The 19,207-nt window shown below is 59.1% G+C and carries 21 protein-coding genes; 18 read left to right on the forward strand and 3 right to left on the reverse strand.

Annotation, left to right across the window (positions count from 1 at the left end):
* Positions 1-37 precede the first annotated feature (37 nt).
* The 14 genes from murC to I4W07_RS03580 all read left to right on the forward strand — a co-directional run bounded on the left by murC (position 38) and on the right by I4W07_RS03580 (position 13,066).
* A complete protein-coding gene (murC, locus tag I4W07_RS03515; protein WP_196025627.1) occupies positions 38-1,456 on the forward strand; it encodes a UDP-N-acetylmuramate--L-alanine ligase in 1,419 nt (472 codons plus the stop codon).
* A gap of 5 nt (positions 1,457-1,461) precedes the next feature.
* The gene (gene murB / locus I4W07_RS03520) at positions 1,462-2,373 is read left to right on the forward strand and encodes a UDP-N-acetylmuramate dehydrogenase (RefSeq protein WP_006234257.1); all 912 of its coding nucleotides are present in this window, start codon (positions 1,462-1,464) and stop codon (positions 2,371-2,373) included.
* A 217-nt stretch (positions 2,374-2,590) separates the two neighbouring features.
* Positions 2,591-3,586 (forward strand): cell division protein FtsQ/DivIB, encoded by a 996-nt coding sequence (locus tag I4W07_RS03525; protein ID WP_230317456.1) that lies wholly within the window; start codon positions 2,591-2,593, stop codon positions 3,584-3,586.
* Positions 3,587-3,785: 199 nt separating this feature from the next.
* Positions 3,786-4,940: a cell division protein FtsZ gene (gene ftsZ, locus I4W07_RS03530; protein ID WP_022094491.1), complete on the forward strand. Its 1,155-nt coding sequence runs from the start codon at positions 3,786-3,788 to the stop codon at positions 4,938-4,940.
* 210 nt (positions 4,941-5,150) lie between these two features.
* The gene (locus I4W07_RS03535; protein WP_138374476.1) at positions 5,151-5,951 is read left to right on the forward strand and encodes a purine nucleoside phosphorylase YfiH/LACC1 family protein; all 801 of its coding nucleotides are present in this window, start codon (positions 5,151-5,153) and stop codon (positions 5,949-5,951) included.
* Positions 5,948-6,784 carry a phosphate ABC transporter substrate-binding protein gene (locus tag I4W07_RS03540; RefSeq protein WP_196025628.1) on the forward strand — a complete coding sequence of 279 codons (837 nt, stop codon included), beginning with the start codon at positions 5,948-5,950 and terminating at the stop codon, positions 6,782-6,784. The genes I4W07_RS03535 and I4W07_RS03540 overlap by 4 nt, the downstream gene beginning before the upstream one ends.
* A 1-nt stretch (position 6,785) precedes the next feature.
* Positions 6,786-7,712 carry a phosphate ABC transporter permease subunit PstC gene (pstC, locus tag I4W07_RS03545; protein WP_006234251.1) on the forward strand — a complete coding sequence of 309 codons (927 nt, stop codon included), beginning with the start codon at positions 6,786-6,788 and terminating at the stop codon, positions 7,710-7,712.
* Between the two features lie 3 nt (positions 7,713-7,715).
* Complete coding sequence (gene pstA / locus I4W07_RS03550) at positions 7,716-8,621, forward strand: phosphate ABC transporter permease PstA (RefSeq protein ID WP_196025629.1); 906 nt, start codon at positions 7,716-7,718, stop codon at positions 8,619-8,621.
* Between the two features lie 12 nt (positions 8,622-8,633).
* The gene (pstB, locus tag I4W07_RS03555) at positions 8,634-9,437 is read left to right on the forward strand and encodes a phosphate ABC transporter ATP-binding protein PstB (protein ID WP_196025630.1); all 804 of its coding nucleotides are present in this window, start codon (positions 8,634-8,636) and stop codon (positions 9,435-9,437) included.
* 92 nt (positions 9,438-9,529) lie between these two features.
* Positions 9,530-10,387, forward strand: coding sequence for a phosphate signaling complex PhoU family protein (locus I4W07_RS03560; protein WP_196025631.1), 858 nt, complete (start codon positions 9,530-9,532; stop codon positions 10,385-10,387).
* Between the two features lie 119 nt (positions 10,388-10,506).
* A complete protein-coding gene (locus I4W07_RS03565) occupies positions 10,507-11,244 on the forward strand; it encodes a YggS family pyridoxal phosphate-dependent enzyme (protein WP_089571590.1) in 738 nt (245 codons plus the stop codon).
* 60 nt (positions 11,245-11,304) lie between these two features.
* Entirely contained in the window at positions 11,305-12,027 is a 723-nt protein-coding gene (locus I4W07_RS03570; RefSeq protein WP_196025632.1) for a cell division protein SepF, read from the forward strand.
* Positions 12,028-12,084: 57 nt separating this feature from the next.
* A complete protein-coding gene (locus tag I4W07_RS03575) occupies positions 12,085-12,330 on the forward strand; it encodes a YggT family protein (protein WP_227790178.1) in 246 nt (81 codons plus the stop codon).
* Positions 12,331-12,391: 61 nt separating this feature from the next.
* Complete coding sequence (locus I4W07_RS03580; protein WP_196025633.1) at positions 12,392-13,066, forward strand: DivIVA domain-containing protein; 675 nt, start codon at positions 12,392-12,394, stop codon at positions 13,064-13,066.
* Positions 13,067-13,232: 166 nt separating this feature from the next.
* Here the strand turns inward: I4W07_RS03580 and I4W07_RS03585 are convergent, their stop codons facing one another.
* The 3 genes from I4W07_RS03585 to I4W07_RS03595 all read right to left on the reverse strand — a co-directional run bounded on the left by I4W07_RS03585 (position 13,233) and on the right by I4W07_RS03595 (position 15,790).
* Complete coding sequence (locus I4W07_RS03585; protein ID WP_196025634.1) at positions 13,233-13,763, reverse strand: nitroreductase family protein; 531 nt, start codon at positions 13,761-13,763, stop codon at positions 13,233-13,235.
* Between the two features lie 286 nt (positions 13,764-14,049).
* A complete protein-coding gene (locus tag I4W07_RS03590) occupies positions 14,050-14,673 on the reverse strand; it encodes a DUF47 domain-containing protein (protein ID WP_117655140.1) in 624 nt (207 codons plus the stop codon).
* Between the two features lie 67 nt (positions 14,674-14,740).
* Entirely contained in the window at positions 14,741-15,790 is a 1,050-nt protein-coding gene (locus I4W07_RS03595) for an inorganic phosphate transporter (RefSeq protein ID WP_006234237.1), read from the reverse strand.
* A gap of 250 nt (positions 15,791-16,040) precedes the next feature.
* Here I4W07_RS03595 and I4W07_RS03600 point away from each other — a divergent pair, with 250 nt between their 5' ends.
* The 4 genes from I4W07_RS03600 to I4W07_RS03615 all read left to right on the forward strand — a co-directional run bounded on the left by I4W07_RS03600 (position 16,041) and on the right by I4W07_RS03615 (position 19,149).
* Complete coding sequence (locus I4W07_RS03600; RefSeq protein WP_196025635.1) at positions 16,041-16,379, forward strand: hypothetical protein; 339 nt, start codon at positions 16,041-16,043, stop codon at positions 16,377-16,379.
* A gap of 78 nt (positions 16,380-16,457) precedes the next feature.
* The gene (locus I4W07_RS03605) at positions 16,458-17,153 is read left to right on the forward strand and encodes a Bax inhibitor-1 family protein (protein WP_196025636.1); all 696 of its coding nucleotides are present in this window, start codon (positions 16,458-16,460) and stop codon (positions 17,151-17,153) included.
* 141 nt (positions 17,154-17,294) lie between these two features.
* A complete protein-coding gene (locus I4W07_RS03610; RefSeq protein ID WP_196025637.1) occupies positions 17,295-18,410 on the forward strand; it encodes a TIGR02452 family protein in 1,116 nt (371 codons plus the stop codon).
* Between the two features lie 79 nt (positions 18,411-18,489).
* Positions 18,490-19,149 carry an SGNH/GDSL hydrolase family protein gene (locus I4W07_RS03615; RefSeq protein ID WP_195544807.1) on the forward strand — a complete coding sequence of 220 codons (660 nt, stop codon included), beginning with the start codon at positions 18,490-18,492 and terminating at the stop codon, positions 19,147-19,149.
* The last annotated feature ends 58 nt before the right edge of the window (positions 19,150-19,207 follow it).

Below are 19,207 nucleotides of genomic sequence, written 5' to 3' on the forward strand. Positions count from 1 at the left end.
GTTACAGGCAGTGTTTACGCAAGGAGTACACGAGCACATGGCTGATTCCCAGACTGCAACCTCCGCGCCCGAGTTTAAGAGCGCCCACTTTATCGGTATCGGCGGCGCCGGCATGAGCGGCATCGCCCTCGTTCTGCACGAGCGCGGTTATGCCGTTACCGGCTCCGACCTTAAGACGTCACGTTATATCCGCCAGCTTACCCGCGCTGGTGTGAAGGTGCATGTGGGCCATGAGGCCGCCACGATCGACGAGGTCAAGCCCGACGTGGTTGTTGTCTCCACCGCTATTCCGGAGTCCAACCCTGAACTCGTGCGCGCTCGCGAGCTTGGTATTCCCGTGTGGCCCCGTGCCAAGATGCTCTCTGCTTTGGGCCACGGCTACACCACCGTCGCTGTTGCCGGCACGCATGGCAAGACCACCACGTCTTCGATGTGCGCCACCATGCTCGACCGCATGGGTCTGGATCCGAGCTTCCTGATCGGTGGCATCGTCGAGGGCTATGACACGAACGGCAAGAACGGCTCGGGCGACTACTTTGTCGCCGAGGCCGACGAGTCCGACAGCTCCTTCCTGTTCCTGAACCCCAACGTGGTCATTGTGACCAACGTCGAGGCCGACCACCTCGATCACTACTCGGGTATCGAGGAGATCGAGGCAACTTTCGCCAAATTCATGAGCCTGGTGGGCGAGGACGGCACCGTCATCGTCTGCGGTGAGGACCCGCATCTGGTCGAGCTCGCCAAGTCGACGGACCGTCACGTGCTTTCCTACGGCTTTGCCGAGAGCAACGACATCGTCTGCATGCACCCGGATGTCAAGGGCATCCAGAGCGACTTTATCGTTCGCTTTGAGGACGGCACTGAGCACGCTGTGGAGATCAAGAGCAATCCCGGTCGCCACAACATGCTCAACGCCACGGCGGTGCTCACCGTCGCCCATGTCCTGGGCCTTGACATCGACGCCGCCGCCAAGGCGCTCTCGAGCTTTGAGGGCGTCCGCCGTCGCTTTACCCACGTGGGCGATATCGATGGCATCACCGTGGTCGATGATTACGGCCATCACCCCACCGAGATCAAGGCGACGCTTGCTGCCGCTTCGTCGCTGGGCTACAAGCACGTTGACGTCGTGTTCCAGCCGCATCGCTATTCGCGCCTGCAGGCCCTGTGCGACGACTTTGCCGATGCATTTGCCAATGCCGATAAACTGCTGCTGATTGATGTGTTCTCGGCTGGCGAGATGCCCATTCCGGGTGTCACCTCTAAGATGCTCGCCGATACCGTGCGCGCCAAGCATCCTGGCAAGGAGGTCGTGTACTGCTCCAGCCGTCTTGAGCTCAATCAGGAGCTCGAGCAGATGGTGGGCGAGGGCGACCTGCTGCTCACAATGGGTGCCGGTGACGTTACGACCGTCGGTCCCGAGTTTATCGAGTATCTGACTGCCAAGAAAGACGCTTAAGTCTAATGGGTCTGTTTAACGCCGTCATGGCGCTCTCGGGCATGATCGACACGGATGTGATCGAGGACGAGCGCCTTGCGCGTCATACGAGCTATCGTATCGGCGGCAAGGCCGACCTCTTTGTGACGTGCCATAGCTATCATGCCCTCCGCCGCGCCGTGGCGGTGCTCGATCGCGAGCAGGTGCCGTGGGTCATCATCGGCAAGGGCTCCAATCTGCTGGTTGCCGATGGCGGTTATCGCGGTGCCGTCATTTCGCTCGGACGTGAGTTTCAGCGCACGGTTGTTGCCGATGACGGTTGTACGCTGACGGTCGGTGCGGGCGTGATGTTTGCGCGCCTGGTCAACGATGCCCTGTCGCGTAGCCTCTCGGGCCTTGAGTTTGCCGTTGGCATCCCTGGCTCGGTTGGCGGTGCGATATCTATGAATGCAGGCACACGGACCGAGTGGATTGGCTCGCTGGTTGAGGATGTCGTAACGTTTGACCCGGCATCCGGTATCAAGCATTATGCGGGGTCCGAGATCACTTGGGGCTACCGCGAATGTAGTCTTCCCCGCAATGAGATTATCCTCGAGTGCGTGCTCAAGCTTAAACCGGCGCCCAAGGCCGACATTCGCGAGCGCATGGAGCGGTACCTGACGAGGCGCAAGCGTACGCAGCCCATGGGTCGCGCATCCTGCGGGTCGGTCTTTCGCAACCCGCCCGATGCGAGTGTGGGCAAGCTTATCGAGGATTGTGGATTAAAGGGTTTTTCGATTGGCGGCGCGGAAGTTTCGCCCGTTCACGCTAATTTTATCGTTAATAACGGAACCGCCTCGGCCGATGACGTTGCCGCGGTTATCAGACATGTGCACGGAAAGGTGAGGGAGGCGTATGGCATCGAGCTCAGACCGGAAGTTAAATTCCTCGGCTTCTAGAGCATCGAAACCCACCTTCCGCCGCGCCGGAGGGCGTTCCGGCGCGCCTGCCAAACCTCAACGCAATACCGTCGCGCACTCTAAGTCTGTCGGGCATGCTCGACAGACCAGTCGTCCGGTCGTCGGCTCTCAGCTCGGTAATCGTCCGGCCGCAAAAAAGTCCTCGCGTCCCTCGGTGACGTCAAAGCCTGTTATGGGCGCCAAGCCTGCCCGTCCCATGGCAACTCCTAAGCCCTCGACGGGAACTAAGGCGGCGCGTCCGGGTCGCACGCTGGGCGCATCGAAACCGCGCTCGCTGACATCGGTGCCGGCTACCGCCAAGAAGCCTTCGGGTAAAAAAGGCGTCAACCCGTTGTCTTCACTTGGGGCGATGGCAAATAAAACGTCAGACGCCGCTTCTCTCGTTACAGGCAAAGGCAAAATCGTGGGCGGCGTTCTGGCCGTCTTGGCCGTGCTCGTCGTCGTTGCCGTCGTGGTGATCAACTCTGGATTGTTTACCGCCACTGATATTCAGATTCAAGGCAGCGAGCATGTGACGAAGCACGATGCTATCCAGCTGATCGATTTGCCCGAGGGAACGTCGCTTTTTAACGTCGATCCCGACCAGATTACCGAGGACCTCAAGCAGAACCCGTGGGTCTCGGGCGTGGATGTCCAGCGCCAGTTCCCGCATACGCTCATCATTACGCCTATGGAGCGCAAGGTCATCGCAATTGCCTATATCAGCTCCGATGACCTTGCCTGGGCCATCGGGGATGATGACACCTGGATCGCCCCGCTGTCGACGTCGGTCGAAGTGGATGGCCAGGGCAACGTCATCACGACAGGGCAGGGCTCAAATACCCTGACCGGCATTGATGCCGCGCTGGCGCTCGCTAAGCACTATGGCGCGGTGTTGTTGACTGATGTCTCGGCGGATGTCGCTCCGGTTTCCGGCCAGGCGGTGAGCTCCAAGGCCGTTAAGGCTGGCTTGGATTATGTGCGTGGTTTTTCGAGCGAGTTCTTGGGACAAGTCAAGGATATTTCCACGCCTTCGGTCGAAGCCATCTCGGCAAACCTCAATAACGGCATTGAGGTGTCGCTGGGCGATTCGAACGATATCGTCAAGAAGGAGCGCGTAGTCACCAAGCTGCTTTCGCAGGTAGAGGGCGTAACGTATATCAATGTGCGCTCTCCGGGTAACTATACATTTAGGAACGCTCCGACCTCGTAGCGCTGGTTGATGCTTTGTTGAGGGGCCATACCACGCCGTTTATCTGGTTTGTTTGGTTTTCACGGTCAATTATTTGACTGATACGTTCATAATGTGCAAACATAATACGGTTTACCTTTGCATTTACTTTCAACCTGAAGGTTAATGTGCGCAGGGGTCGACCCATGCTATGGCTATAACCTTTGTTCGGAGGACCGACATGCACGAGACAGAGATCAACAACTACCTTGCCGTCATTAAGGTGGTCGGCGTCGGCGGCGGCGGTACCAACGCGGTCAATCGAATGATCGAAGAGGGCATCCGCGGCGTCGAGTTTGTTGCCATCAACACCGATGCTCAGGCACTCGCGATCTCTGATGCCGATATCAAGGTGCACATCGGCACCGACCTTACCCGCGGCCTGGGCGCCGGCGCCAACCCCGAGGTTGGCCGCAAGGCTGCCGATGAGTCCCGCGACGACATTGCCGAGGCGCTCGCTGGCGCCGACATGGTGTTCATCACCTGCGGCGAGGGCGGTGGCACCGGTACCGGCGCTGCTCCCATCGTTGCCGATATCGCGATGAACGAGGTCGGTGCGCTGACCGTCGCCGTCGTGACCAAGCCCTTCACCTTCGAGGGCCGCAAGCGCAAGAAGAGCGCCGAGGAGGGCATTAAGACCCTCTCCGATTGCGTCGACACCATGATCGTCATCCCTAACGATAAGCTGCTCGACATCGCCGAGAAGAAGACCACCATGCTCGAGGCCTTCGCGATTGCCGATGGCGTCCTTTCCCAGGGCACCCAGGGCATCACCGACCTCATCACCGTCCCCGGTATCATCAACCTGGACTTCGCCGATGTTAAGACCATCATGAAGCAGGCCGGTACCGCCATGATGGGTATCGGTACCTCTTCTGGGGACACCCGTGCCGTCGACGCTGCCCAGCAGGCCATCTCCAGCCCGCTGCTCGAGAGTTCCATCGATGGCGCCACGCGCGTGCTGCTCTCCATCGCCGGTTCCAAGGACCTGGGCATCCAGGAGATCAGCGACGCCGCCGACGTTGTCGCCAACGCCGTCGACCCCGAGGCCAACATCATCTTCGGTACCGTTGTCGACGAGTCCCTGGGCGATCAGGTGCGTATCACCGTCATCGCTACGGGCTTCTCCGACTCCAACGTCAACCGTCAGGACGAGCTCTTTGCTGCTCAGCAGTCTCAGAGCAAGGCCGCTGCCTCCGCTGAGCCGCAGCGCACCGCTCCTGCCACGAGCCCGGCTCAGGCCGCTCCGACCCGCAACGTCGGTGGCACCGAGCTTCCTAACTTCGGCAACGATCAGTTCGAGCTTCCCGACTTCCTGAAGCGCGGTAGCTTCTAAGTCGTTCTTTGCATTGTTGTGCACAGGGGCGTGTCCGTATGGACGCGCCCTTTTTATTTCGACTTTGTAAACTAGAACCTCCAATCTCTTTACGTTCCCTTTACGATTGCCTCCAGCGCAGCAGGTATCCTTTTAGAGAAGTATGACAGCCGTATAAACGCGGGCTGTAGCGGCGATGCCGCGGTACTTGTGTTATTAGGAGGCTTTAGTATGGCAGCACGTGCGGACAAAGTTTCGCGTGTCGACCATGATGGAGTTACGTTGGTGGAGGGCGCGACATCCGATGTTCGCTTTGCCTTCACCGAGCGTGCCGGTGGCGTTTCCGAAGATGCGTACTCCTCACTCAACTTGGGCTCGCATGTTGGCGATGACCCCTTTGCTGTTCAAGAAAATCGTCGTCGTGCGCTCGAGGCTATGGGTGCCGCCGAGTGCGAGCACAACCTGCTCGTTCCCAATCAGGTCCATGGTGATCATATCGTTGCGGTGACCTCGAACGGCGCCGATGACCTTGAGGACGTTCGCGAGCAGATTGCCGAGGGCTGTGATGCCATCGTCTGCACGGCGCATAACGTGCCCGTGCTGCTCTGCTTTGCCGACTGCGTTCCCGTGGTGCTGGTGGCCCCCGGCGGATTTGCCGTGGTGCACTCCGGTTGGAAGGGCACGATTGCACGTATTTCCGCCAAGGCGTGCCAGGCGCTTTGCGATGCTGCCGGTTGCGATGCGAGCGACGTTTCCGCCTATATCGGCCCCCATATCTTGGGTGACGAATATGAGGTATCCCAGGAACTCATGGATCGCTTTGCCGCCGAGTTCTCTTGCATCGATGCGAATACCTCTCGCATGCTCGATCTTTCCGCTGCCATTCGCGAGGCGCTGGTAGATGTCGGTGTCGACGCGGATAATATCGTGGATACCCAGCTTTCGACCGTGCGTCAGAACGACCGCTTTTATTCCTACCGTAACGAGGACGGCACCTGTGGGCGCCATGCTGCGATCGGCGTGATGCTATGAGAAAGATCGTATCGGTCCTGAGCGCCGCTGTGCTTACGCTTACGCTGTGCGCCTGTTCTTCGGGATCTTCTACCTCTTCCATTACCGTGGCCGGCTCCACGACCTGCCTTCCTATCGCCGAGATTGCGGCCGAGGGCTTTAAGGAGGAGACCGGCATCGACGTGCTCGTTTCCGGTTTGGGTTCTTCCGCTGGGATCGAGGCCGTCAGCGCCGGCACGGCCGATATCGCCAGCTCCTCCCGTGGGCTCAATGCCGACGAACAGGATCTGGGCCTGACTCCCATCGTCATTGCCCACGACGGTATTGCGGTCATCGTGAACGACGACAACCCCGTCGATAACCTCTCGACCGAGCAGCTCCGTGATATCTACGCCGGCAAGATTACCAATTGGAAAGAGGTCGGTGGCGAGGACCTGAGGATTCAGGTCATCAACCGAGACGAGGCGTCCGGTACGCGCGAGGCCTTCCGTACCATCGTGATGGATGGCACGCCGTTCGATCGCCGCTCGGCTGTTCTTTCGGGTACGGGCCAGGTGCGCGACGTGGTATCTCGTTCGCGTGGGGCCATCGGCTACATTTCACTGGGCTTCGTCGATAGCCTCAACGCCAATACCTCGGTCAAGGCCGTCTCGGTCAATCATGTTGAGGCGTCCGAGAAGACGGTCGCGAGTGGCGGCTATCCCATCTCGCGCGACCTTTACTTCTTTGTGAAGGGTGCGCCTTCGCAGCAGGCGCAGGATTACATCGACTATGTGACGTCCGAAAAGATGGACAAGCAGATTCGCGAGGCGGGCTTTATTCCCGTCACCAACGACGAGAAGGGGAGTGAGTAGCATGGAAGCACAGGAAAACTCCCAGACTGAGCAGAATGTTCAGACGCCCAAGAAGCGCGAGCTGGCGCTCGTATCGCGCAGTACCTATATCAAGGAGAAGGCGCTGCAGTGGATCTTCTTTGCTTGCGCGTTCTTGGCGGTCGTTACCGTCATCCTGATTTTTGTCTTTACCACGTACTCGGCGCTGCCCGTCTTTACTGACATCGGTCTGGCGGACTTCTTTAGCTTTACGTGGGCGCCTTCCGAGGGCCACTACGGCATCTTGTCGCTGCTTGCCGGCTCGGGTCTGGTGACCGTCGGTGCGCTCGCCATGGGCGTGCCGCTGGGCGTGGGTACGGCCGTTTACCTGGTCGAGATTGCCAGCAAGCGCGTGCGCAAGCTCATCAGCCCCGCCGTTGACCTGCTGGCGGGCATACCCTCCATCATCTACGGCTTCTTTGGCATGATCATCATCCGCCCGTTTATCGCACAACTGACCGGCGGCCTTGGTTTTGGTGCGCTGACGGCGTGGTTTGTGCTCGCCATCATGATCGTCCCTACCATCACCACGCTCACCATCGATGCTCTCAATTCCATTCCCATGGGCATTCGCGAGGCATCGTATGCCATGGGCGCCACCAAGTGGCAGACCATCTATAAGGTCGTGTTACCTGCCGCCAAGCTGGGTATCGTTGATGCCATCGTGCTGGGTATGGGCCGTGCCATCGGCGAGACCATGGCCGTGCTCATGGTCGTAGGTAACGCCCCGGTTATTCCCGACAGCATTGCGAGCCCCATCTCGACGCTCACGAGCCAGATTGCGCTCGACATGAGCTATTCCTCGGGTCTGCACCGCTCGGCGCTGTTCGGCATGGGTGTGGTCCTGTTTATCATCTCCGCCACGCTGGTGGGCATCGTCCGTCTGATTTCCAAGAAGAAGAGGGGGTAGGCTATGTCCGATTCCGTTGACACGACGGTCGATACGACCTCGTCGCGCGAGCGCATCAAGCGTGCCCTTTCCCACGGCAAGAAGGGCCGCATCAACAAGGACCTGTCCAACAAGATCATGCTTGGCGTGTTTCGTGCCGCTGCCTACATCACCACGCTGGTGCTGGTCGCTATCATCGCCTACGTGGTCATCAACGGCCTGCCACACATCTCGCTCGACTTTATCTTCGGTTGGCCCCAGGGCGTCAACGCCGAGGGCGGAATTTGGCCCACGATCGTCTCGACCGTCTACGTGACGGCGTTCGCCATGCTTATCTGCACGCCGATCGCTGTGCTGGCAGCCGTCTATCTGGCCGAGTACGCCAAGCAGGGCAAGGTCGTCGAGCTCATTCGCTACGCTGCTGACGCTTTGGCCTCGGTGCCCTCCATCGTTATGGGCCTGTTTGGCTACGCCTTGTTTGTCGAGGCTATGGGCCTGGGCCTTTCGATGGTCTCGGCCGCTCTGGCGCTCGCGCTCTTGATGCTTCCCATCGTCATGCGCACCACCGAAGAAGCCATTCGCGCCGTTCCGCGCTATATCCGTTGGGGCGCGTACGGCCTGGGCGCTACCAAGTGGCAGGTCGTCTCCAAGATCGTGCTTCCTTCGGCCTTTGGCCGCATTGCCACGGGCATCGTCCTTGCCATCGGCCGTGCCATCGGCGAGACCGCCGTGGTGCTCTACACCATGGGCCAGGCCATCAATCTACCTATTTCGCCGCTCGATTCCGGTCGTCCCATGACCGTTCACCTGTACCTGCTTGCCAACGACGGCATCAACATGAACGCAGCCTACGGCACCGCGCTCTTGCTGATGGTGATCATTTTGGCCTTCAACCTGTTTGCGCGCTTCCTGTCGCGCAAGCGTCGCTAGTTAAGGAGTCCCATGTCCGTTTATCAGTCCGCTCCCGCGTTGGAGCAAGCGGCCATTACGGCCAAGGATTTCAACTTTTGGTACGGTGACTTTCATGCGCTGACGGGGCTTGACCTCAACATCGCCAAAAACGCCATCACCTCCTTCATTGGCCCTTCGGGCTGCGGCAAGTCGACGTTTTTGCGCTGCATCAACCGCATGAATGATCTGATCGAGGGTACGCGCGTCGCGGGCACCATGACGCTCGACGGCAATGATATCTATGCCGAGGGTGTCGACCCGGTCGACCTCCGTCGTCGTGTGGGCATGATCTTTCAGCAGCCCAACCCGTTTCCCAAATCCATCTACGAGAATGTCGCCTTTGGCCCTCGTCTGCAGGGCGTGACTAGCAAAAGCGACCTCGATGACATCGTGGAAGAATCGCTCAAACGCGCCAACCTCTGGAAAGAGGTATCCAATCAGCTCAACAAGGATGGTTTGGCGCTCTCGGGCGGTCAGCAGCAGCGTCTGTGCATCGCGCGCGTGCTTGCGGTGCAGCCCGATGTCCTTCTGATGGACGAGCCATGCTCCGCCATCGACCCCACGTCCGTCTCTAAGGTTGAGGATCTGATGGCCGAGCTGGCGCCCGAGATGACGATCATCATCGTCACGCATTCAATGCAGCAGGCAGCTCGTATCAGCGACTACACCGCATTCTTCTTGCAGGAAGTTGCCGGCGAGCCCGCCACGCTCATCGAGTATGGTCAAACCGACGCGATCTTCACAAGCCCGGTAGATTCGCGGACGGAAGACTATATCACCGGCCGCTTTGGCTGATCGGTGCGACTAGTCCCAATCCGATCGGACCTGGTCCGGTGCGTATTCACTGTGCGGGCGGCATGACCGCACCCAACTGATTGGAGTGAACCATGCGCAAACTGTTTTCCCGTCAGCTCATCGAGGCCCGTCACGAGATACTGAGCATCTACGAGGCCGTCGATCTGGCCCTCCACGATGCCGTTAAGGCCTATGTGACCGACGACCGCAAGCTCGCCACCAAGACCAAGAAGCGCACGCTTTCGATTGACGCACGCTGCGCCAACCTGGAGGCCGTCTGCTACAACCTGATCGCCACGCAGTCACCGGTCGCCTCCGACTTCCGCCTGCTTCAGACGATCATCTACGTCGACTTTAACCTGCAACGCATGACCGATAAGGTCCGTCAGATCTGCCGTGCCGCCAGCCACATGGTCAAGGCCGATATCTCGCTGCCTCAGGAGCTTGTGACCTTGGTTGATGCCGAGGCCGAGGCCGTCTACCAGGTGCTTGGTTCCTCGATCTCCGCTCTGGTCGCCAACGACATGTCCATCATCTGCAACCTGGCCGTCGAGGACGAGCCGGTGCACGCTGCCTATGAGAAGTTCTTCCGTACCTTTAACCGCATGGACGCCAGCGAGTTTATGGACGACGACAGCAACTACGATGACCTGCGCCGCGCCATCATGGTCTCGCGCTACCTTGATCGTATCGCCTCGATTTCCATCGATGCCGCCTGCCGTCTGACCTTCCTGCTGACCGGTCAGCGCATGAATGCCGGCGATATCGCCCGCACTGATGAGGATGAGCTCGAGAGCATGCGCGTGCCTTCGGGCGAGGGTGTTATCATGAGGCCCGCCGTCGACGCTCGCTACGTTGCCAAGGTGCCCACTAACGAGGTCAGCGAGGGTCTTCGCTACCTGCTCGATCATCTTGAGGACGAGGACGATGGCGAGGACGACGAGGAGTAAGTAATTCCGTTCGTCGAAAGATTGTAAATACCTAAGTGAGCGCGGCCTTGCACATGCGGGGCCGCGCTCTTGCGATAGCATGGGACTACTTGTTTGGCTGTCAGCGGAGGCGATTGGCAATGGATAACTATTTGGACTTGATGCGCGCTCGCCGCGAGCAGATTCTGGAACGTTTTTATGCGGCGCTCGATCGCGCAGGCCGTCCCCACGACGCCGCGCGCCTCATTGCCGTGTCCAAGACCGTTGGTGTCGATGAGACCGTTGCCGCCATCCAGGCGGGGTATCGCCATTTTGCCGAGAATCGCCCGCAGGAGCTGGTTCGCAAGCTCACGGGTCTGGCGGAGCATCCGGAGCTGCCCGAGGTGCGCTTCGATATGATCGGCAACCTGCAGACCAATAAGATCAATGCGGTGCTGGGCTCAGCCGAGCTGATTCACTCGGTGGGTTCGCTGCATCTGGCGCAGGCGATCTCGAGCCGTGCTGTCCGCAAGATTGAGGCAGGCGAGCTCGCCGGCCCCCAGCGTGTGCTCATTGAGGTCAATGTGAGTGGTGAGGAGTCGAAGGGAGGCTTTTCGCCCGATGAGATTCGCGCCGCCGCGGGTGAGCTTGCGGAACTTGAGGGAATTTGCGTGCAGGGGCTTATGACTATGGCGCCCCGGGGGAATAAGGATGTGGCACGCCGCACCTTTGCGGGGCTTCGTGAGCTGAGGGATGAGCTGGAGGCGGCGCATCCCGATTTGAACCTGCCTGAGCTTTCCTGCGGCATGAGCGAGGACTTTGAGCCTGCCCTTGAGGAGGGCTCTACGCTCGTTCGCCTGGGCAGGGTAGTATTTAGCCCGGAGTTTGCAGTAAAATAAGGCTCTGAAGTGCGCACTGATTATCGGGGCGCCTGCACTAAACCGCGAGAGGACACAACCATGGGCTTCCTTGACGAGATTAAAAATAAGATGCACCTGGGCGGCCAGCAGGGTTACGACCAGGGTTATGGCCAGGACGACGACTACGGCTACGATGACGGCTATGACGATAGTTATCAGGGCAACGGCTACAGCGGTGCTTCGGGCGAGGGCTTCTACACCCAAGACGAGCCGAGCAACGGCCTGCTTGGTCAGACGCGCCGCGGTGAAGCTGAGTCGGTTGCCGTGTATACGCGCTCCGGTCAGCTGGTCGGCGATGACTCCCGCCATGCTACGACGTATAACCCGCCTTCGCGCTCGCAGGACAGTGTTGCGAGCGGTTATCGTCCTGGTGCCTATGACACGCCGTCGAGCTACGCCGAGAACACCCGCGCCCGTGCCGTCGCTGCGCCCGCGCCTGCACCGAGCGATGCCTCGGCCTATGCGAGCAATATCATCAACGCCACACCGCAGCTGCCGGCCTATGTCCTGCGCCCCGATAGCTATGACGACGTGGAGACCGTGGTGCGCCGCGTTCGCACCAAGCAGCCTGTCGCACTGATTTTTGTGGGCGTACGTACCGAAGTTGCCAAGCGCGTCTTGGACTTCTCTTATGGCTTTGCCTGTGGTCTGGGCGCCACGGTCAAGGAGGTGGGCGACCGCGTGTTCATGGTGCTGCCCGCCGGTTGCGAGGTCAAAGATTCCGATCTCAAGAAGCTTCGTGCCGACGGCTACCTTAAGTAAAGACAAGACGAGGAGATTCCCATCAACATCTACACTATCGTCCAGCTGGTCAACACGCTGTTCAACTTCTATTCCACGCTCATTGTCGTCTACTGCTTTATGACGTGGATTCCCATGAAGCAGGGTGGTTTGCTTCAGGATATTGCTGCGGTGCTTGATAGCGTGTGCGGTCCGTGGCTTAACCTGTTCCGTCGTTTCATCCCGCCGATGGGCGGTATCGATTTTTCGCCGGTCGTTGCGATTATTGCCTTGCAGTTGGTGCAGAGGCTGGTTCTGCAGCTTCTTATAGGTATACTCGTGTAGAACTGACTTAGTAACTTACGTCGGGCGTGTGGCGCCAAGGCGATGAAAAAGGAGACTTGTTATGGCTATTACCCCTGCAGACATCCAGGCTCAGACTTTCTCTGAGGCCAAGCGTGGCTACGATCCTGCCGAGGTCGACGTCTTCTTGGAGACGCTGTCCTCCGAGGTTGACGCTATGCTTGCTAAGATCGTCGACCTTAAAGGTCGTCTGACTGCTACCGAGCAGCAGCTTGCCGATGCGCAGGCTCAGCTTGCCCAGGCTCAGGATGCCCCCGTCCAGGCCGTTCCTGCCGCCCCCGTGGCTGCTCCCGCCCCTGACTTCTCCGCTCAGGAGCGCCAGATTTCCGCTGCCCTGATCGCTGCCCAGCAGACCGCTGAGACCATCGTCAACGATGCCAACGAGAACGCTGAGCGTATCCGCAACGAGGCTGACGCCAAGGCACGCGAGGTTATCCGCCAAGCTCTGACCGAGAAGCAGGCCGAGCTCGAGGAGATCGATCGTCTCAAGGCTTCTCGTGAGGAGTTCAAGGCCGAGTATCTCAAGCTCATCCAGCACTTCATGGACGATGCCCAGAACTCCTTCCCGGCCGACCTCATGGCCTCCACGCCGGTCGGTTCTGCCGCTTCTCCTGCGGTGACTGTTCCCGCCGAGCCGCTACCCGTCGCTGACCCGGTTGTCCCCGTGGCCGATCCCTTCGCCCCGATCGACAACTTTGCTGCCGACGACCTGGACTAACATTCGGCCTACAATTTAGTGCCTAGAAAGGACCCGCAGCTTGCGGGTCCTTTTTTATGACTGTACCGGGGCGCGCAACATAAAAAACCGAGCCCTGCACATAGTGGCGCAGAACTCGGCGAACCGGTGAGCGGTCAAGGATAGGTTTTAGGGCATGTCCCAAAATCTACTTGAGGAGGAAGTCGGAGAGGGGAATGGTACGGGCCTCGCGATGCTCGGGGTCGGCGATGTGGTCGGCAGGATAGCCACAGACAAGCATGTGATAGGGATAAACGCCCTTGGGCAGATTGAACTGCTCCTGTGCCACCTCAGGCTTAAAATGGCATACCCAGCACGTTCCCAGGCCCTGCTCGGTGGCCTCCATCATCATCTGATCGCAGACGATCGAAGTATCGATGGCACTCGAGTTCATCTGATCATACGGGCGCACCCAAGCATCATCGGTAACGCTGCAAATAAGGAAGATAAGCGGAGCGCCAAAGATAGACCCATCACGAGCAAACCGAGGCTGACAAGCAGCAGCCTTCTCCAGAAGTTCAGGCGTATCCAACACCATCACGCGGGTTGGATGATTATTACAAGCAGAAGGAGCAATACGCCCAGCCTCAACAATGGCATCCACCACAGCCCGCTCAACAGAACGATCCTGAAATTCACGACAAGAATACCGACCCCGAGCCAGATCCAAATAAGACATACAAGCCCTCCAACAATTAAAAATCAAACAAACCCAAAGTAACCCAAACAGTACCCAAAGCAGCAATCAGCCAAACGCTCATCGAGGGCCAAAGTGTCCGAACGGATACCAAAGGTCCCTTCAGCCAAACCCCCATTGCGCTATAACTATCAGCCAAAGTTCCCAATGGTGGTACGTAAGGGAGCGGGCCCGGCCACTAATAACCTTTTGAACGACTCTGCTTGCAGCCGGAGTGAAAAAGGTTATTAGTGGCCGGTCCCGCGACCGCCGGGACACGTACCCCCAATTAACTGTTCTTCATGACAATCGAATCCACAACATCGGCCACATTCTCGCAGCAGTCGGCGCAGTACTCCAGGAAGGCGTAGACGTCACGCCAAGCGATGACCTCGAGCGGATCCTTGCCGTTAACGTGCAGGTTGCGCATGGCGTTGATGTAGAGCTCGTCGGCCTCGGACTCGATGGTGTTGATCTGGATGACCAGCTCGCGCAGCGTTTTGGACTTGCGGTAGTTGGGAAGCTCGACCATCAGGTCTTTCATGGCGCGGCAGGCGTCAGTCACCTTGTGGGCGATGACGATGGCGTCGGGATGGATGCTCTGAATGTTGGTGAAGTAGACGCGCTGCACGACGCCCTCAATACGGTCGAGCACGGTGTCGAGCGCGCAGCTCATCAGATCCAGATCCTCGCGCTCGAGCGGGGTGATAAAGGCGGTGAGCAGGGCGTCTTCGAGCTCGTGGTGCTTCTTGTCTGCCGCATGCTCAATCGCATGCATCTCCTCGAGCATGTCGTGGATCTGCGCGGGATCAAAGTTCTCAAAAATCTTGATGAGCAACTCTGCGGCCTGGACAGCAAGGTCGGCGCAGGCGACGTAGTTGTCAAAGTAGAACGAATCGGGTTTCTTTGCCATGGGTGGGTCCTTTCGAGGCGAAGACGGGTGGGCGAAGTGTTGCGGTCCAGATGGACGTTCGGTTTGACTAGAGGAACATCATGAACAGCTTGGCCATGACAAAGCTGATGAGTCCGCAGGCGGGGAAGGTGAAGAACCAGGTGAACATCATGTCCTTGACGACGCCGAAGTTGATGGCCGAAAGGCGCTTGACGGCACCGACACCCATAATGGCGCAGGTTTTGATGTGCGTGGAGGACACGGGGATGCCGGTAAGGGTGGCAAGTAGCAGGTTCGCGGCGCCCGCGAGGTCGGCGGAGAAGCCCTGATACTTCTCGAGCTTAACCATGCTCTGGCCGACGGACTTGATGATGCGCTCGCCGCCCACGCTGGTGCCGATACCCATGGTGGCCGAGCACAGCAGCATAATCCAGATGGGGATGCCTGCATCGCCGACGCTCGTCTGGCCGCTGGCAAAGGCCACGCCTAAAAAGAGCACGCCGATGAACTTCTGTCCATCCTGCGCGCCGTGCATAAAGCTCATGGCCGCAGCGCTCGCGATCTGAGCGTATTTAAAGAAGACATTGGCACGTCGCCTGTTGGCGGCGGCGAAAAGGATCGAGACGAGCTTGCACAGGACCCAGCCCATGACAAAGCCCAGGCCGATGGAGAGTGCTAGGCCGTAGATGACCTTCATCCACTCGTGGACGTTGACGCTGCTCGCACCGCCGAGGGCGATGGCGGCACCGGTCAGGCCGGCGATAAGGCTGTGGCTTTGCGAGGTGGGGATGCCAAAACGCGACGCTGTGGCGCCGTAGACGACGATGGAGAACAGCGCCGCGCATAGGCAGGCGAGCGCCATGGTGCTGTTTCCGCCAAAGTCGACGATATGTGAGATGGTGTTGGCGACACTCGCGTTAAAGTGCGTCATGATGAGCACGCCGAGGAAGTTGAATGCGGCGCTCATGAGAATGGCGGCGCGGGCGGGCATGCAACGCGTAGTGACGCAGGTCGCGATGGCGTTGGGCGCGTCGGTCCATCCATTGACGAAGATGGCGCCCAACGCGAGGATCACGGTGACGGCAAGGACTGGGTTCGACACAATTTGGCCGAGGAAGGTTGAGAACGTTACGTCCATATATGGGCTTTCTCGAAGTTTGCAGACACGTTACAAAAACATGATAAATCGTATCACCTCCTGCGGGTCTCTTTACCGAGTTCTGATGGGAGAAGTGAACTTTTTGGCACTAAAATTGAATATTAGCCCTGTTGACCGCGGGTGTTCTTTTTGCTAACACGCCATGCGGACACGTGCGATTACTACGACACTCCAAAACCACAGTCTGTTCGCTTTACAACATGCAAACATGCGTTCGATAATAGGAGGCATGGAATATCGACAGACAGATGGCAAAACTCGGCGCGTGCACAAGCAGTATGTGGACGTCGTGGCTCGCATCCTCGCGGGCGGACAGGTCGTGCCGGTCACCGTCTGCTGGGTCGACGGTCGTTGCTTTACGATTGACGAGATTGTCTCGACCACTGGGTTTGGCCTGACGGTTCACGGCATCCGTACGGCAACCTATAAGGTGCGTTTTGGCAGGCACGCGACCGAGTTGTATCTGGAGGACCAGACGCGCGAGCGGGCGGACGGCTCGCAGGCGCACGTGATGCGTTGGTGGGTCTGGGCCTTTGATCGTACGCTTGAGGGCGAGCGCCGCAGGTAAGGACGTACAGCATTCGGGTACAATGGCAGGAATCTTGTCAACTACGGCGCTGTCTTGCGTTTTTTGAAAGGACGAAGTATGAACGATATCCAGGGCTATCAGAACGGCCCCATCGAGACCGGCGCAAGTCGCGCCAAGGAGATGTCGCCGCGCGCGTACAATCTCGCCATGTCTGCTCTCATTTTCTTGGGCTTTTGCGCCATGGGCGCCGGTGCTTACTTTACGAGCACCATGGCGTTTACCCGCATGATGATGAGCGGCGCCGCCTTGCCACTGGTCTTTGGCTCGTTTATCCTGACTATTGTCGGTATCGTCATGATGTCGGCTGCTGCGGGCAAGCAGTCCGTGGGCCTGTCGCTCGTGGGTTACGTGATCTTTGCGAGCACCTTTGGCCTGACCGCGTCGTTTGGCCTTGCCAACTATGACCTGCCCACTATCAACACTGCCTTTATCGCCACGGCCGCCATCACCTTTGTCTTTGGCGCCTTGGGCGTGACGTTCCCCAAGTTTTTCCAGCGTGTGTATGGCATTGGTTTTGGCATCCTGCTTGCCACGATTCTGGTCGAGATCGTGCTGATGTTCATGGGCGTTTCGCAGTCCATCACCGACCTGATCGTGATCGTGGTGTTCGCCGGCTTTATTGGCTACGACACCTATGTTGCCACGACGGTGCCGCCTACGCTGCCCAACGCCGTGCTCATGGCGTCCAATCTGTTCGTGGACATTATCAACGTGTTCCTGCGTATTCTGAACATCCTCGGCCGTCGCGATTAAAGCGCGGCATTGCGACGCTTCTTGCCGGACACGGTAAAACGATGCGAAAGGCGGTCCTTCGGGGCCGTCTTTTTTGTACGCGGCGGGGTATCATGGATGGGAAAAGCCGATAGCGGCAGAGACCGAGAAAGGTGACCACTTATGGCAGACGTCGACAACAGGAACCGTAACCGCAGGTCCAACCGAGCGGGTCAGCACAATCCCAAGCGCGAGGCCCGTGCCAAGGCCGCCGAGCGTCACGTGGCAACTGTGTCCGAAGCGTGCGCCAAGGATATCGAGCGTTCGCTTGCCGGTGTTCGCGAGTTTGACGGTATGCCTGCCGGCTTTGTCGCGGCGATGAAGGCCAAGGTTCAGACTGCTGTGGCCGCCGAAGAACAGGTTGCCGAGGACGTCGAGGGCGCGGAGGCTGCCGAGGTCGAGGCAGCGCTCGAGCCCGTCGAGGAGCCTGCCGAGGAAATCGCTGAAGCTGAGTCCGCGCCTGCTGAGGAGCCCGCTCCGGCTCTGCCCGAGGTCACCGTGCTCGATGCCTCCGCCACGCAGGCCATCCTGGACAACGGTCGTGGCTATGCGCAGTTCTGCGACATGGCCGTGCTCGCCTTTGCCTCGTTCACCAACCCGGGCGGTGGCTATATTCAGGGTTATCTGGGCCAGGAGGCCACGCTGTGCGCCGATTCGTTTCTGTACAACGTTCTCGATAAGCAGCGTAAGTGGTACGGCGAGAACCGTCGCCGCAACATCAACTGCGAGCTCTATCGTAACCGCGCCCTAGTGGTGCCTGCGGTGCGCTTCGACCGCAACCACGTGCATGCATACGCCGACGTGATCGTGGCCGCCGCGCCCAACGTTAAGCGCGCCCGCCAGGAGTATCGCGTGAGCGACGATGCTCTGCTGGATGCCCTGCGCGACCGCATTCGCTTTGTGCTTGCCATCTGCGACGAGCTGGGTCGCGAGAAGCTCGTGCTGGGTGCTTGGGGCTGCGACAACAACGGCTTTGACGCAGAGGCCGTGGCCGAGCTCTTCCGCAAGGAGCTCGCGTCGGGCGACTTTAAGGTCAAGCAAGTCTTCTTTGCCGTGCCTTCTACGCGCTGGGATGAGGATTTTGCCAAGTTCGAGCACGTGCTGGCAAACTTCCCCGAGCGCAACGAGGAGTCCTATGCTCAGGTTGCCGCTCGCGCTGCGGCAGCTCGCGCCGCCGAGCAGGCCCAGGCTGCTACCGAGGATGATGAGGACGAGGACGATTGGCGCAAGTACCTGTAACCGGTACGTGTTGACAGATAGGTCGAGCCGGCGGGAGAGGCTGCTCCCGCCGGCTTTTTACTAAAAGGAAGGGCTTACGATGAAAAACGTTCTATGCTTTGGCGACAGCAACACCTATGGTTACGATCCGGCGGGCATGCGCGACGGCACCGCGGTGCGCTATGCGCGGGATGTGCGCTGGTGTGGCGTGGCCCAACGTGACTTAGGCGAGGGCTGGCATGTAATTGAAGAAGGCCTCAACGGCCGCACGACGGTACGCGACGACATGTGCCATCTGGACACCAATCTTAACGGCATTCGCGCGCTTCCGATGATGCTCGAGGCCCATAAGCCGCTGGACGCCATTGTGATCATGCTGGGCACCAACGACTGCAAGACGGTCTTTAACGTGACGGCTGCCGATATCGCTCGTGGCGCCATGGCGCTGATTCGCGCCGTCCGCGCGTTTCCGTGGACCGACGCTGCGCCTTGTCCGCGCATTCTGCTGATGGCGCCTATCAAGATTAAGCCGCAGATCGCCGACGTATATATGACCGATTTTGACGAGCATTCCGTAGAAGCCTCGGAACATTTTGGTGAGTACTACGCGCATGTGGCTGAGCAGTTTGGCTGCGACTTTTTGAATGCCGCCGACTTTGCCGAGCCGGGCGATATCGACTATCTGCATATGATGCCCGAAAGCCATGAGAGCCTGGGTCACGCCGTGGCAGCCAAGCTCCAAGAGATGCTCGGAGAGTAGCGCGACCCCAAGCCACCGCAAAGGGGACGGGCGCCTTTGCGGTGGTTTTGGGCTGCAA

The organism is Collinsella aerofaciens, assembly GCF_015670745.1.
Lineage (GTDB): Bacteria > Actinomycetota > Coriobacteriia > Coriobacteriales > Coriobacteriaceae > Collinsella > Collinsella aerofaciens_T.

What these genes read in the sequence shown, in the direction of transcription:
- I4W07_RS03590 (WP_117655140.1), bottom strand. Translation starts at nt 14,673, where the DNA reads ATGGCAAAGAAACCCGATTCGTTCTACTTTGACAACTACGTCGCCTGC.
- I4W07_RS03610 (WP_196025637.1), top strand. Translation starts at nt 17,295, where the DNA reads ATGGCAGACGTCGACAACAGGAACCGTAACCGCAGGTCCAACCGAGCG.
- I4W07_RS03605 (WP_196025636.1), top strand. Translation starts at nt 16,458, where the DNA reads ATGAACGATATCCAGGGCTATCAGAACGGCCCCATCGAGACCGGCGCA.
- I4W07_RS03570 (WP_196025632.1), top strand. Translation starts at nt 11,305, where the DNA reads ATGGGCTTCCTTGACGAGATTAAAAATAAGATGCACCTGGGCGGCCAG.
- I4W07_RS03565 (WP_089571590.1), top strand. Translation starts at nt 10,507, where the DNA reads ATGGATAACTATTTGGACTTGATGCGCGCTCGCCGCGAGCAGATTCTG.
- I4W07_RS03560 (WP_196025631.1), top strand. Translation starts at nt 9,530, where the DNA reads ATGCGCAAACTGTTTTCCCGTCAGCTCATCGAGGCCCGTCACGAGATA.
- I4W07_RS03585 (WP_196025634.1), bottom strand. Translation starts at nt 13,763, where the DNA reads ATGTCTTATTTGGATCTGGCTCGGGGTCGGTATTCTTGTCGTGAATTT.
- I4W07_RS03580 (WP_196025633.1), top strand. Translation starts at nt 12,392, where the DNA reads ATGGCTATTACCCCTGCAGACATCCAGGCTCAGACTTTCTCTGAGGCC.
- I4W07_RS03525 (WP_230317456.1), top strand. Translation starts at nt 2,591, where the DNA reads ATGGCAACTCCTAAGCCCTCGACGGGAACTAAGGCGGCGCGTCCGGGT.
- murC (WP_196025627.1), top strand. Translation starts at nt 38, where the DNA reads ATGGCTGATTCCCAGACTGCAACCTCCGCGCCCGAGTTTAAGAGCGCC.
- ftsZ (WP_022094491.1), top strand. Translation starts at nt 3,786, where the DNA reads ATGCACGAGACAGAGATCAACAACTACCTTGCCGTCATTAAGGTGGTC.
- murB (WP_006234257.1), top strand. Translation starts at nt 1,462, where the DNA reads ATGGGTCTGTTTAACGCCGTCATGGCGCTCTCGGGCATGATCGACACG.
- pstC (WP_006234251.1), top strand. Translation starts at nt 6,786, where the DNA reads ATGGAAGCACAGGAAAACTCCCAGACTGAGCAGAATGTTCAGACGCCC.
- I4W07_RS03540 (WP_196025628.1), top strand. Translation starts at nt 5,948, where the DNA reads ATGAGAAAGATCGTATCGGTCCTGAGCGCCGCTGTGCTTACGCTTACG.
- pstA (WP_196025629.1), top strand. Translation starts at nt 7,716, where the DNA reads ATGTCCGATTCCGTTGACACGACGGTCGATACGACCTCGTCGCGCGAG.
- I4W07_RS03535 (WP_138374476.1), top strand. Translation starts at nt 5,151, where the DNA reads ATGGCAGCACGTGCGGACAAAGTTTCGCGTGTCGACCATGATGGAGTT.
- I4W07_RS03595 (WP_006234237.1), bottom strand. Translation starts at nt 15,790, where the DNA reads ATGGACGTAACGTTCTCAACCTTCCTCGGCCAAATTGTGTCGAACCCA.
- pstB (WP_196025630.1), top strand. Translation starts at nt 8,634, where the DNA reads ATGTCCGTTTATCAGTCCGCTCCCGCGTTGGAGCAAGCGGCCATTACG.
- I4W07_RS03615 (WP_195544807.1), top strand. Translation starts at nt 18,490, where the DNA reads ATGAAAAACGTTCTATGCTTTGGCGACAGCAACACCTATGGTTACGAT.
- I4W07_RS03600 (WP_196025635.1), top strand. Translation starts at nt 16,041, where the DNA reads ATGGAATATCGACAGACAGATGGCAAAACTCGGCGCGTGCACAAGCAG.